Source organism: Streptomyces sp. NPDC006140, assembly GCF_040628815.1.
GTDB lineage: Bacteria > Actinomycetota > Actinomycetes > Streptomycetales > Streptomycetaceae > Streptomyces.
This window is the reverse complement of the sequence record NZ_JBEXTS010000001.1, coordinates 784,432-796,883: the sequence shown is the minus strand read 5'-3', so window position 1 is coordinate 796,883 and position 12,452 is coordinate 784,432. Positions and strand designations below refer to the sequence as shown.

Sequence of the window (12,452 nt, the reverse complement as noted above, 5' to 3'; positions counted from 1 at the left end):
TGCTGCTCGTGATGGCGGTCGCGCTCGCCTCGGTGGCCATGACCACCCGTTCGTTCCTGATGCGGGACGTCGACAACCGGATCAACCGGCTGCTCACCCAGGAGACCGGCGAGTTCGCCAACTTCGAGGAGCGCGGCGGGGATCCGCAGACCGGCCGGCCGTTCACCGACGCGGACCGGCTGCTCACGGTCTTCCTGGAACGGCAGTACCCGGACGCGGACGAGGAGCTGATCGGCCTGGTCGGCCGGGCGGACCGCGGCCCCCGGCAGATCCGCCAGCCGCACGACCTGCCCGTCGCCCTGCCCCTGCACCGGGACCCGGAGGCGCGGCGCCGCATCTTCGACTCCCCCGAGTCCTCCGGTGTGCTGCACCGGCCGCACGGCGAGATCCGCTGGGCCAAGGTCACCGTGGCCCAGCCGGGCCGGGCGCCGGACGCCGCGTTCGTCGTCGCCTTCCACCCGGAGCGGGAGCAGACCCGCGTGAACACCGTGTTCCGCACGCTGCTCGTCATCTCCGGGGTTGCCCTGCTGCTGACCGTCGGCATCGCCTGGGCGGTCGCCGGGCGGATCCTCAAGCCGGTGCGGGTGGTGCGCACCGCGGCCGCGCAGCTCACCGAGCAGGACCTCACGCGCCGGATCCCGGTGCACGGCCACGACGACATAGCGGCCCTCGCCGAGACGTTCAACGGCATGCTCGACCGGCTGGAGCGGGCCTTCGCCGCGCAGCGCGAGTTCGTCGACGACGCCGGCCACGAGCTGCGCACGCCCATCACCATCGTGCGCGGCCATCTGGAGGTCATGGGCGACGACCCGGCCGAGCGCGAGGAGACGGTCCGGCTGGTCACCGACGAGCTGGACCGGATGAGCCGCATCGTCGAGGACCTGCTGCTGCTCGCCAAGGCCGAACGCCCCGACTTCGTCACGCCCGAGCCGGTCCAGGTCGCCGAACTGACCGCCGACGTCTACGTCAAGGCCCGCACCCTCGGCGAACGCGACTGGCAGCTGGACGGGGTCGCCGACCTGGAGGCCGAGCTGGACCCGCAGCGGATCACCCAGGCCATGGTGCAGCTCGCGCAGAACGCCGTGCAGCACACCACGACCGGCCAGACCATCCGCATCGGCTCCCGCGCCGACGGCCCGGACCTGGAGCTGTACGTCGCCGATTCCGGGCCCGGGGTGCAGCCCCAGGACCGGGAGGTGATCTTCGAGCGTTTCCGGCGCGGCACGGCCCGCCGCGGCGCCCGGGGCTCCGGCGCCGGACTCGGGCTGTCCATCGTCAAGGCGATCGCCGAGGGCCACCGGGGCCGGGTACGGCTCCACGACACACCCGGGGGCGGCGCCACCTTCGCCCTCGTCCTGCACGCGCACCGGGTACCGGAAGGGGACCTGCCGTGAACCGCATCCTCATCGTCGAGGACGAGGAGCGCATCGCCTCCTTCGTGGAGAAGGGCCTGCGCTCCAACGGCTTCACCACCACCGTCGTCACCGACGGCGACGCGGGGTACGAGTACGCCCTGACCGGCGGCTTCGACCTCGTCGTCCTGGACATCGGGCTGCCCGGCCGGGACGGCTTCACGATCCTGCGCGAGCTGCGCGAGGCGCGGGTGACGGTGCCGGTGATCGTACTGACCGCGCGGGACTCCGTCCGGGACACCGTGGCCGGTCTTGAGGGCGGCGCCGACGACTGGATGACCAAGCCGTTCCGGTTCGAGGAACTGCTCGCCCGGGTGCGGCTCAGGCTCCGCACGGCGGCGCGGGCGCCGGAGGTGACGGTGCTCAGGTCGGGCTCCCTCAGCCTCGATCTGCGCACGCGGCGCGCCCGGTCCGGGGAACGGACGGTCGATCTGACAGCGCGTGAGTTCGTGCTGCTGGAGCTGTTCCTGCGGCATCCCGGGCAGGTGCTGTCCCGGGAGCAGATCCTGTCCCATGTGTGGGGGTACGACTTCGACCCGGGGTCCAACATCGTGGACGTGTACGTGCGGACGCTGCGGAAGAAGCTGGGGGCGGAGCGCGTGGAGACGGTGCGGGGGATGGGGTACCGGCTGCCGTAGTGCCGCTCGGGTGCCGTTGCCGGGTGCGGGACGTCGTGGGCTGATCGCGCCGTTCCCCGCGCCCCTGGGGCACTGTGGTGAAAGTTCCTTCATGAAGGACTCATCGACGGCTCACCGCCCGGGCGAATCCTCGACGGTGTGACGCTGAACCTCCGAACCACCACCGCCCTGTGCATCGCGCTGTCGTTGTGCGCACTGCTCGCCGTCCCCGCGAACTTCCCGGGGCTCGGCGGCGACGCCCGGTTCACTCTCGCCGTGTTCGCGCTCGCGACCTGCGCCTGGATCGGGACGTCGATCGACGACACCTACATCGCGCTGGGCGCCGGGCTCGCGCTCACGGTGACCGGGGTGATCAGCAGCGACACCCTGTTCGGCACGCTCGGCGATGCCACGGTCTGGCTGCTGATCTGCGCGTTCGTGCTGGCCGCCGCGGTGAGCCGGACCGGGCTCGCGGGCCGGGCGGCGGTGTTCCTGGTCAGCGGGGCGCGCACCGTACGGCAGCTGGTGCACCTGACGACCGCCGCCCTGGTCGTCACGGCGTTCGCGGTGCCCGCCACCTCGGGCCGGGCCGCGCTCGCGCTGCCGGTGTTCCTCGCCTTGGCGAAGGTCCTCGCCGACCGGAAACGACTGGTCGTGATGCTGGCGCTGCTGTTCCCGACCGTGATCCTTCTGTCGGCGGTGGCGACCCTGATCGGCGCGGGCGCGCATCTGATCACCGTGTCGGTGCTGTGGGAGACGACCGGGCAGCACATCGGCTTCACGGAGTGGCTGCTGCTGGGGCTGCCGCTGGCCGTGGTCTCCTCGCACCTGGCCGCCGAGGTGGTCCTGCTGACGACGACCCGGCGCGCGGACCGCCGCGGCCCGGTCCGGATCACCCCCGAGCAGATCCAGGAGCACAGCGAGCAGCCGGTCACCGGCCCCTGGAGCCAGGCCGAGAAGCGCTGCGCCCTGCTCCTCGCCACGGTGGTGCTCCTGTGGTGCAGCGAGCCGCTGCACCGGGTGCCGCCGGCCCTGGTCGCGCTGATCGGCGCCGTCATCGCCTCCTCGCCCGCCCTGGGCACCGTGCGCCTGAAGGACGCGCTGAAGACCGTCCCCTGGTCGCTGCTGCTGTTCATGGCGGCGACGATGGCGATGGGCGTCGCGCTCGCCGACTCCGGGGCGGCGAAGTGGCTGGTCTCCGGGCTGCCGGCGAACGAGTCCCCGGTGGTGTTCCTGGCGATCGTGATCGCCGTCAGCACGGCGGCCCATCTGGTCCTGCAGTCCCGCTCGGCCCGCTCCTCGGTCCTGGTGCCGCTGGTCGTGGCCGCCTCCGTCGGCGTCGGCGTCAACCCGGTCGCCGCCGCGCTCGCCTCCACCGCCGCCGCGGGCTTCTGCCACACCCTGCCCGCCTCCGCCAAGCCGGTCACGCTCTTCGCGCAGCTCCCCGGCACCCCCACCTACACCCCGCGCGACCTGCTGCGGCTGTCCGCCTTCCTGGCCCCGCTGACCGCCGCCCTCGTGCTGCTCTTCGCCGTCGCCGTGTGGCCGCTGCTCGGCGTGTCCGTCACCCGTTAAGGAGCCCTCCATGCTGACCCGTGTCGTCGTAGCCCCCAGCGGCTTCAAGGAGTCCCTGTCCGCGGAGGCCGCCGCCGACGCCATCGCGGCCGGCGTACGCCGTGTCCTGCCCGACGCCGAGCTCGACCTCGTCCCGCTGGTGGACGGCGGCGAGGGCACGGCCCTCACCCTGGCCGCCGCGACCGGCGGCAGGATCGTCACCGTGCCCGCGACCGGCCCGGTCGGGGAGACCATCGCCGCCCATTTCGCCCTCCTGGGCGACGGGGACACCGCGGTGGTGGAGATGGCGGCGGTCGCCGGCCTCTCCCTCGTCCCGGGCGATCTGCGCGACCCGGGCGCCACCACCACCTACGGCGTCGGCGAACTGCTCCGCGCCGCGCTCGACTCCGGCGTACGGCGGATCCTCGTCGGCTGCGGCGACTCGGGCACCTCGGACGGGGGCGCGGGCGCGCTCCAGGCGCTGGGCGCCCGACTCCTGGACGACAACGGCAGGGAACTCCCGCACGGCGGCCGCGCGTTGGCCCGCCTGCACCGCATCGACCCGAGGGGCCTCGACCCCCGTCTCGCGGAGGTGGAACTGCTCGTCGCCTGCAACCCGTACAACGTGCTGTGCGGCGAGCGCGGTGTGGCCCGGGTCTTCGGGCCGCAGAAGGGGGCGACGCCCGAGCAGGTCGAGGAGTTGTCGGCCGCGCTGGAGAACTGGGCCTTCGTCCTCACCCGGGACGTCGCCGTACCGGACACCGACCTCCGCCACGGCCCCGGAACCGGAGCCTCCGGCGGCCTGGGAGCCGGTCTCGCCGCGCTCGGCGCCCGCCTCCTGCCCCGCTTCGACGTGCTGCTGGACCACCTCGACCTGGACGCCCGCCTGGCCCGGGCCGACCTGGTCGTCACCGCCGAGGGCGCCCTGGACCACCAGACGCCCCGCGGCAAGGTCCCGGCCGAGGTGGCCCGCCGGGCCAAGCTGTACGGCCGCCCGGTCCTGGCCCTGGCGGGCACGCTCGGCGAGGGCGCGCACGAGGTGCCGGGCGTGGACGCCTGCCACGGCATCCTGCCCGCCCCGATGGAGCTGGCGGAGGCGCTGCTGCGGGCGAGCGAGCTGCTCACCGACGCCACCGAGCGGGCCCTGCGGATGATCGTCCTGGGCGCCCGGCTACCGGCTCACGCCGAGGTGTCCGGGACGCAACGCCCGTCCTCCGTGCGGTAGTTCCACTTGGCGCCGTCCGTCACGAGCTCCTTCACCGCGCTCACGAACCGCTCGACGTGCTCGTCCGGCGTGCCGGCCCCGAAGCTCACGCGGATGGCGTTGAGGGACTTCTCCCCGGGCGCCGCCTCGGGCGCCCCGCACTCGCCCTGCGTCTGCGGGTCGCTGCCGAGCAGCGTGCGCAGCAGCGGGTGGGCGCAGAACAGCCCGTCCCGGACGCCGATGCCGTACTCGGCGGAGAGGGCGGCGGCGAAGTGGGAGCTGTTCCAGCCGTCGACGACGAAGGAGATCACCCCGACGCGCGGGGCGTCGGCCCCGAAGAGGGAGAGGATCCGGACCTGAGGCACCTCGGCGAGCCCCGCGCGCACCTTCTCGATCAGGTACTGCTCACGGGCGACGAGGGTGTCGAATCCGGCCTCGGTGAGGGCCTTGCAGGCGGAGGCGACGGCGTAGGCGCCGATGACGTTCGGGGAGCCGGCCTCGTGGCGGGCGGCGCTCTCGTGCCACTCCACGTCCACTCCCCCGTCCGTGCGCCGCGCGACCTTGCGGGAGGCGCCGCCACCCGCGAGGTACGGCTCGGCCTCGCGCAGCCAGTCGGCCCGCCCGGCCAGGACGCCGGAGCCGAAGGGCGCGTACAGCTTGTGCCCGGAGAAGGCGACCCAGTCGACGTCGAGGTCCGTGACGGACACCGGGTGGTGCGGGGCCAGTTGGGCGGCGTCCAGCACGATCCGCGCGCCCTGGGCGTGCGCGGCCGCCGCCAGCTCCCGTACGGGCCACAGCTCGCCGGTGACGTTCGAGGCGCCGGTGACGCAGACCAGGGCCGGGCCGTGGGGGTCGCGGTCGGCGAGGGCGCTCTCCAGGGTCTCGACGGCCTGGCGGGGGCTGCTCGGCGCGTCGAGGTAGGTGACGCGGGCGCCCCGCCAGGGCAGCAGGGAGGCGTGGTGCTCGGTCTCGAAGACGTAGACCTGGCAGCCCTCCGGCAGGGCCGCGGCGAGGAGGTTGAGGGAGTCGGTGGTGGACCGGGTGAACACCACCTGGTCGCCGGCACGGCAGTCGAGGAACTCCGCGACGGTCCGGCGGGCGGTCTCGAACAGGTCGGTCGACAGCTGGGACAGGTACCCGGCACCGCGGTGGACGCTGCCGTAGTACGGCGCGTAGGCGGCGACGTCGTCCCAGACCCGCTGGAGCGCCGGGGCGCTGGCGGCGTAGTCGAGCGCGGCGTAGGTGACCTCACCGCCGGTCACGAGCGGCACGGTGACATCCCGGCCCAGAACGGGCAGCGGGGCACAAACGGAACGGTCGGCGGCAACGGTGGAGACGGACATGGTGAACTCCCGTGAGAGACAGGGGTGAAGAGAGAGAAAGGGTGTGCGGAGGCGGGGCTCTGCGGCCCTATCGCATTCGCTGACTCACGGAAGGCTCCTCGTCGACCAGGACCCCTGGTCCCACACTTTCCAAAAGCGTGCGAGGGGTCCGCGCTTGCCGCAGACCTCGCTGCCTGCGGCCTGGTCTTCACCCGGGGCACCCCGCCACGGACGGAGGGTTGCCGGACAGTCGGCCGGGGCCTCATGACTGTCACTCATGACCTGGTACGGGAACGTACGTGAAGTGATCGGCGTCCCGCAACCCGAGTCCGGATCGCGGGACGCCGAGTCGCGCGCTACTTGTTGCTGGCGGCCACCCACCGCTCCAGGGTCCGCTTGGCGGCCCCGGAGTCGATCGACTCGGCGGCCTTCGCCAGCCCGGCGCGGATCTGCTCGGCCAGCGTGCCCGTGCCCGGCTCCAGCGCCACCAGGGCCGCGGCCGAGTTCAGCAGCACCGCGTCCCGGACCGGGCCGGTCTCGCCGTCCAGCAGGCGGCGGGCGACCTCGGCGTTGTAGGAGGCGTCCGCGCCGCGCAGCGCCTCCACGGGGACCAGCTCGATGCCCACCTCGCGCGGGTCGAAGGCCTCCTCGGTCACCTTGCCGTCCCGGACGACCCACACCCGGGAGGTGGCCGTGGTGGTCAGCTCGTCGAGGCCGTCGTCGCCGCGGAAGACCAGGGAGGAGTGGCCGCGCTCGGCGAAGACGCCCGCGACGATCGGCGCCATGCGCGGGTCCGCCACGCCGACCGCCTGGGACCGGACCTTCGCCGGGTTGGTCAGCGGTCCGAGGACGTTGAAGATCGTCCGGATGCCCAACTGGCCGCGTGCCGCGCCCGCGTACCGCATCGACGGGTGGAACTTCGCCGCGAAGCAGAAGGTGATCCCGGCCTCCTCGGCCACCCCGGCCACCCGGTGCGTCGGCAGCTCCAGGTTGACGCCGAGCTTCTCCAGGACGTCCGAGGCGCCGGACGCCGAGGACGCGGCGCGGTTGCCGTGCTTGACGACCTTCGCACCCGCGCCGGCGACGACGATCGCCGACATGGTGGAGATGTTGACGGTCTTCGCCCCGTCGCCGCCGGTGCCGACGATGTCGACCGCCGGGCCCGGCACCTCGATGACGTTCGCGTGCTCGTACATCGCCCGGACGAACCCGGCGATCTCCTCGACGGTCTCGCCCTTGGCGCGCAGCGCCACCACGAACCCGGCGATCTGCGCGTCCGTCGCCTCGCCGCGCATGATCAGGTCCATCGCCCACGCGGTGTCGTCGGCCGTCAGGTCCCGGCCCTCCAGCAGGCCGTTCAACAGCAGGGGCCAGGAGCGGCCCGCCGCGGTGTCGCCTCCAGCGGGGGTCACAGCGCTCATAAGCCGCTCCAGGGTCAGGCGTCCCGCACTACGGGACGAGAGTCTCAACGAGGTCCACCCTATCCAGCCCACGGCACCGCGAAGGGCCCCGTCCGAACACCGGACGGGGCCCTTCTGTGGCGTGGCGAAGCAGTGATCAGTGGTGGCCGTGGCCGCTCGTGATCTCCCGGTACTCCTCGGCGGTGGGCTTCGGGATCTGGGCGCCCTCGCCGTAATAGGCGTCGCTGAGCTTGGCGCGCAGCTTCTCGGAGCCCTTCACCTTGCGCTCGACACCGTTCTCGTCGACCGTCGGGCCGAGCTCGACCGGCTGGTACTGCTCGTGCGCGGTGAGCGTGTACAGCTGCTCCTGGCTGAGCGGCTCGTGCACCTCGATGAACTCACCGTGCGGCAGGCGCTTGATGATGCCCGACTCGCGGCCGTGCAGCACCTTGTCCTTGTCCCGGCGCTGCAGGCCGAGGCAGATCCGCTTGGTGATGATGAAGGCGATGACCGGTCCGACGAAGAACCCGATCCGGACGAACCAGGTGACCGCGTTGATCGACAGGTGGAAGTGCGTGGCGACGATGTCGTTGCCACCGCCGATCAGCATGATCATGTAGCCGGTGACCCAGGCGACACCGAAGGCGGTGCGCGTCGGGGCGTTGCGCGGCCGGTCCAGGATGTGGTGCTCGCGCTTGTCGCCGGTGACCCACGACTCGATGAACGGGTACAGGGCGATGATCGCGAGGAACAGGCCGAAGAGGACCAGCGGGATGAACACGCCCAGGACGAGCGTGTGACCCCAGAAGTTGATCTCCCAGCCGGGCATGGCGCGGACCAGACCCTCGGCGAAGCCCATGTACCAGTCGGGCTGGGCACCGGTCGACACCTGGTCGGGACGGTAGGGGCCGAGGACCCAGATCGGGTTGACGGTCGCGATGCCGGCGAGGGCCGCGATGACACCGAAGACCAGGAAGAAGAAGCCTCCGGCCTTGGCCATGTAGACCGGCAGCAGCGGCATGCCGACGACGTTCTTGTTGGTGCGGCCGGGACCCGCGAACTGGGTGTGCTTGTGGTAGAAGACCAGGATCAGGTGGCCGACCACGAGCCCGAGCATGATGCCCGGCAGCAGCAGGATGTGGATCGAGTAGAACCGGGCGACGAAGTCGGTGCCCGGGAACTCCCCGCCGAACAGGAACATCGAGATGTACGTGCCGACGATCGGCACGGACAGGATCGCGCCCTGCGTGAAGCGGACACCGGTGCCGGAGAGCAGGTCGTCCGGGAGCGAGTAGCCGGTGAAACCGGTGAACATGCCCAGGACGAACAGCAGGAAGCCGAACAGCCAGTTGATCTCGCGCGGCTTGCGGAACGCGCCGGTGAAGAAGACGCGCATCATGTGCACGAACATGCCGGCGAGGAAGATGATCGCCGCCCAGTGGTGGATCTGCCGGATGAGCAGACCGCCGCGGACGTCGAAGCTGATGTCCAGCGTGGAGGCGAACGCCTCCGACATCAGCTGCCCCTGGAGCGGGACGTAACTGCCGTGGTACTCCACCTCGTTCATCGACGGGTGGAAGAACAGCGTCAGGTACACACCCGTGAGGATGATGATGATGAAGCTGTAGAGGCAGATCTCGCCCAGCATGAAGGACCAGTGGTCCGGGAAGATCTTGCGCATGTTGGCCTTGGCCAGGGAGTAGATCCCCAGACGGCCGTCGGCCCAGTCGGCCACCCGCTCACCCGCGGGCGCCTTGCGACGTTCTTGTGCAGTGCTCATCCGCGCTCCCAGAAAGCAGGGCCGACGGGCTCTTCGAAGTCGCCGAGCGCCTCGAGGTAGCCCTCGTCGTTCACGCCGATGCGGAGCTGCGGCAGGGCGTGACCGGCGGGACCGAAGATCACTCGGGCACCGTCGGAGAGGTCGAAGGTGGACTGGTGGCAGGGGCAGAGCACGTGGTGCGTCTGCTGCTCGTACAGGGAGATCGGGCAGCCGACGTGGGTGCAGATCTTCGAGTACGCGACGATGCCCTCGTGCGACCACTCGAGCTCGCGCTTGTCCTTGATGTTCTCCGGCTGGATCCGGACGATCATCAGGGCGGCCTTGGCGATCTCGTTCTGGAACTCGTGGTCGTGCTCCTCCAGGCCCTCGGGCTTGGCGAAGGTCAGCGAACCGACCGCGACGTCCGAGGGACGCAGCGGCTGGTTCGTGTTCATGTTCACGAGCAGCTTGCCCTTGGACCACAGCGTGTGGCGGAGCTTGGTGCCGGGCAGCGGGCCGAGGTCGCGCAGCAGCACGACGCCGGAGAGCGGCACCAGCGTGAGCGCGCCGAGCATGGTGTTGCGGATCAGCTTGCGGCGGCCGAGCGCCGACTCCTTGGTGCCCTGCTTGAAGTCCGCGAAGACCTTCTCGCGGACCTCGGGCTCCGCCTCGATCGGGTGCCGCTCGTCGGCGATCTCCACGTCCGACATCAGGGTGCGGGACCAGTGGACCGCGCCCGCGCCGATGCAGAACAGCGCGATGCCGAGCGTCATGCCCAGCGCGAAGTTCAGGGCGCTGATGTGGCCGAGCGGGAAGATGTAGACCGACTTGTCGACCGGGATCGCCACGAACGCGGCGATGAAGCCGATGGTCGCCAGCATCGACACCGTGAACATCAGGGCGACCGAGCGCTCGGACCGCTTGGCGGCCCGCTCGTCGATGTCCTGGATCCGGTGCTCGTGGGGAGGCAGACCCGGGTCGGCGAACGGGTGCTTCTCGTCCGCGACGCTCACCGCGCCGTGCCCGTGCTCGTCATGCCCTGCGGCCTGCTCGGCAGGCAGGTTCTCTTCTGGAATGTCTTGGCTACTCATGACTTCTTGGCCTTTGCGGTCCGGGCGGCGACCCACACGGCGACGGCGATCAGTCCGCCGAGACCGAAGATCCAGCCGAAGAGGCCCTCACTGACCGGTCCCAGACCGCCCAGTTCGAGGCCGCCGGGGCTCTCGGTCTTCTCGCTGTTGACCGCGTCGAGGTACGCGATGATGTCCTTCTTGTTCTTCTCCGACAGCGTGGTGTCGGGGAAGGACGGCATGTTCTGCGGGCCGGTCTGCATGGCCTCGTAGATGTGCTTCGGCTCGACGCCCTCCAGGGTGGGAGCGAACTTGCCGTGCGTCAGGGCGCCACCCTTGCCCGTGAAGTTGTGGCACTGCGCGCAGTTGGTCCGGAAGAGCTCACCGCCCTTGGCGATGTCGGCGCCCTCGGGGCTGTACTGGTCCTCCGTCGGGATGGACGGACCAGCGCCCAGCGAGGCGATGAACGCCGCCAGCTGGTCGATCTCGGCCTGGGTGTAGATGTTCTTCTTCTTCGGGACCTGCGGGCCCTGGGAGGTGGCGGCCGGCATACGGCCGGTGCCCACCTGGAAGTCGACGGACGCGGCGCCCACACCCACCAGGCTCGGGCCGTCGGAGGTGCCCTGACCGCCGGTGCCGTGGCAACTGGCGCAGCCGACCGAGTAGAGCTTCTTGCCCTCCTCGATGGCGAGGGACTGGGCGGTTGTGTCGGCCTCGGCCTTGCTCGTGGGTGCGAACACGGCGTACAGCCCCCCGCTGAAGACCAGCGCGAGGAGTAGGACGACGAGCGCCGCCATCGGATGGCGTCGTCGTGCGGAGAGCTTTTTCACGGATTACCCCGGTGTCAGGATCTTCTGCGTCGATGCTTCTGGGATGCGCGCCTCGTCGGGCGCCGGCGGATGCTGGCCCTGCTACTTGATCATGTAGATCGTGGCGAAGAGGCCGATCCAGACGACATCGACGAAGTGCCAGTAGTAGGACACGACGATCGCGGCGGTCGCCTGCTCGTGGGTGAACCTCCGGGCCGCGTACGTCCGGCCCAGGACCAGCAGGAAGGCGATGAGTCCGCCCGTCACGTGCAGGCCGTGGAAGCCGGTGGTCAGGTAGAAGACCGAGCCGTACGGGTCGGAGGAGAGGGACAGGCCCGCCTCCTTGACCAGCTCCGTGTACTCGAAGACCTGACCGCCGATGAAGATCGCGCCCATGATGAAGGTGACGATGAACCACATCCGCAGCTTCTTCACGTCACCGCGCTCGGCGGCGAAGACGCCGAGCTGGCAGGTGAGGGAGGAGAGCACCAGGATGGTGGTGTTCGTCGCCGAGAACGGGAAGTTGAGATGGCTCGCCATCTCCTTCCAGTGATCGGGACCCGTCACCGATCGCAGGGTGAAGTACATCGCGAAGAGGGCCGCGAAGAACATCAGCTCGGAACTCAGCCAGATGATGGTTCCGACGCTGGTGAGGTTCGGCCGGTTGACCGACGGGTGCGCGTGCCCGGTTTCTACTGTCGTTGCTGTCGCCACGACCGACATTATGTCGGTCGCTTATCCCGCCCTCACTCCGGGGGGTGCCGTTCGGAGTGTCTAAGCCGGTCGTACCGCTGTTGACGTGGTGTTCAAGGGAGTAGCATCCGGCCCAACGGGCCTGTCCTTACGACGCTGACGTCACGGAGGAACAATGCAGCCGACCGCCACGGTGCTGGTCTACAGCGACGACTCCAACACCCGCGAGCAGGTGCGGCTCGCGACCGGCCGACGGCCGGCTCCGGACGTCCCGGTGGTGGAGTTCGTGGAGTGCGCGACCCCGGCGGCGGTGATCAAGGAGCTGGACCGGGGCGGGATCGACGTCTGTGTGCTGGACGGGGAGGCCGTGCCGATGGGCGGCATGGGGGTCTGCCGGCAGATCAAGGACGAGATCTTCGACTGTCCTCCGGTGCTGTTGCTGATCGGGCGGCCGCAGGATGCGTGGCTGGCGACGTGGAGCCGTGCGGAGGCGGCGGTGACGTTGCCGGTGGAGCCGGTGGAGTTCGCCGCGGCGTTGGCTTCGCTGTTGCGGGAGAGGGCGGCTTTGAACGCCTAGGAGCCCGGGATTGCCTGTTCGTGGGCGGGTGCGGG

General features: G+C 70.7%; 11 protein-coding genes and 1 riboswitch. Of the genes, 5 read left to right on the top strand and 6 right to left on the bottom strand.

Annotation, left to right across the window (positions count from 1 at the left end; all coding sequences use genetic code 11):
* Window positions 1-11 precede the first annotated feature (11 nt).
* The 4 genes from ABZ386_RS03695 to ABZ386_RS03680 all read left to right on the top strand — a co-directional run bounded on the left by ABZ386_RS03695 (window position 12) and on the right by ABZ386_RS03680 (window position 4,808).
* Window positions 12-1,394: an ATP-binding protein gene (locus ABZ386_RS03695; RefSeq protein WP_358963681.1), complete on the top strand. Its 1,383-nt coding sequence runs from the start codon at window positions 12-14 to the stop codon at window positions 1,392-1,394.
* Window positions 1,391-2,050, top strand: coding sequence for a response regulator transcription factor (locus tag ABZ386_RS03690; RefSeq protein ID WP_020272949.1), 660 nt, complete (start codon window positions 1,391-1,393; stop codon window positions 2,048-2,050). Before ABZ386_RS03695 ends, ABZ386_RS03690 begins: the two co-directional genes overlap by 4 nt.
* 138 nt (window positions 2,051-2,188) lie before the next feature.
* Window positions 2,189-3,604: an SLC13 family permease gene (locus ABZ386_RS03685; RefSeq protein ID WP_351332014.1), complete on the top strand. Its 1,416-nt coding sequence runs from the start codon at window positions 2,189-2,191 to the stop codon at window positions 3,602-3,604.
* 10 nt (window positions 3,605-3,614) lie between these two features.
* On the top strand, window positions 3,615-4,808 hold the full coding sequence (locus ABZ386_RS03680; protein ID WP_351332017.1) for a glycerate kinase: 1,194 nt from the start codon (window positions 3,615-3,617) through the stop codon (window positions 4,806-4,808).
* Here the strand turns inward: ABZ386_RS03680 and ABZ386_RS03675 are convergent.
* From ABZ386_RS03675 to ABZ386_RS03650, 6 genes are all read right to left on the bottom strand, one after another.
* Window positions 4,763-6,130, bottom strand: coding sequence for an aminotransferase class V-fold PLP-dependent enzyme (locus tag ABZ386_RS03675; RefSeq protein ID WP_358963457.1), 1,368 nt, complete (start codon window positions 6,128-6,130; stop codon window positions 4,763-4,765). The genes ABZ386_RS03680 and ABZ386_RS03675 overlap by 46 nt on opposite strands.
* A 145-nt stretch (window positions 6,131-6,275) precedes the next feature.
* Window positions 6,276-6,392: riboswitch (SAM riboswitch) on the bottom strand.
* A 73-nt stretch (window positions 6,393-6,465) separates the two neighbouring features.
* Window positions 6,466-7,530 carry an anthranilate phosphoribosyltransferase gene (gene trpD / locus ABZ386_RS03670; protein ID WP_356501221.1) on the bottom strand — a complete coding sequence of 355 codons (1,065 nt, stop codon included), beginning with the start codon at window positions 7,528-7,530 and terminating at the stop codon, window positions 6,466-6,468.
* 136 nt (window positions 7,531-7,666) lie between these two features.
* Window positions 7,667-9,289, bottom strand: coding sequence for a cytochrome bc complex cytochrome b subunit (locus ABZ386_RS03665; protein ID WP_351332025.1), 1,623 nt, complete (start codon window positions 9,287-9,289; stop codon window positions 7,667-7,669).
* Complete coding sequence (locus ABZ386_RS03660; protein WP_351332027.1) at window positions 9,286-10,359, bottom strand: Rieske 2Fe-2S domain-containing protein; 1,074 nt, start codon at window positions 10,357-10,359, stop codon at window positions 9,286-9,288. Before ABZ386_RS03660 ends, ABZ386_RS03665 begins: the two co-directional genes overlap by 4 nt.
* On the bottom strand, window positions 10,356-11,168 hold the full coding sequence (locus ABZ386_RS03655) for a c-type cytochrome (RefSeq protein WP_351332030.1): 813 nt from the start codon (window positions 11,166-11,168) through the stop codon (window positions 10,356-10,358). The genes ABZ386_RS03660 and ABZ386_RS03655 overlap by 4 nt, the downstream gene beginning before the upstream one ends.
* Window positions 11,169-11,249: 81 nt before the next feature.
* A complete protein-coding gene (locus ABZ386_RS03650; RefSeq protein WP_114251608.1) occupies window positions 11,250-11,870 on the bottom strand; it encodes a heme-copper oxidase subunit III in 621 nt (206 codons plus the stop codon).
* Between the two features lie 145 nt (window positions 11,871-12,015).
* On the opposite strand from ABZ386_RS03650, the gene ABZ386_RS03645 reads away from it, so the two are divergent.
* Window positions 12,016-12,417, top strand: coding sequence for a hypothetical protein (locus tag ABZ386_RS03645; RefSeq protein ID WP_031115829.1), 402 nt, complete (start codon window positions 12,016-12,018; stop codon window positions 12,415-12,417).
* The last annotated feature ends 35 nt before the right edge of the window (window positions 12,418-12,452 follow it).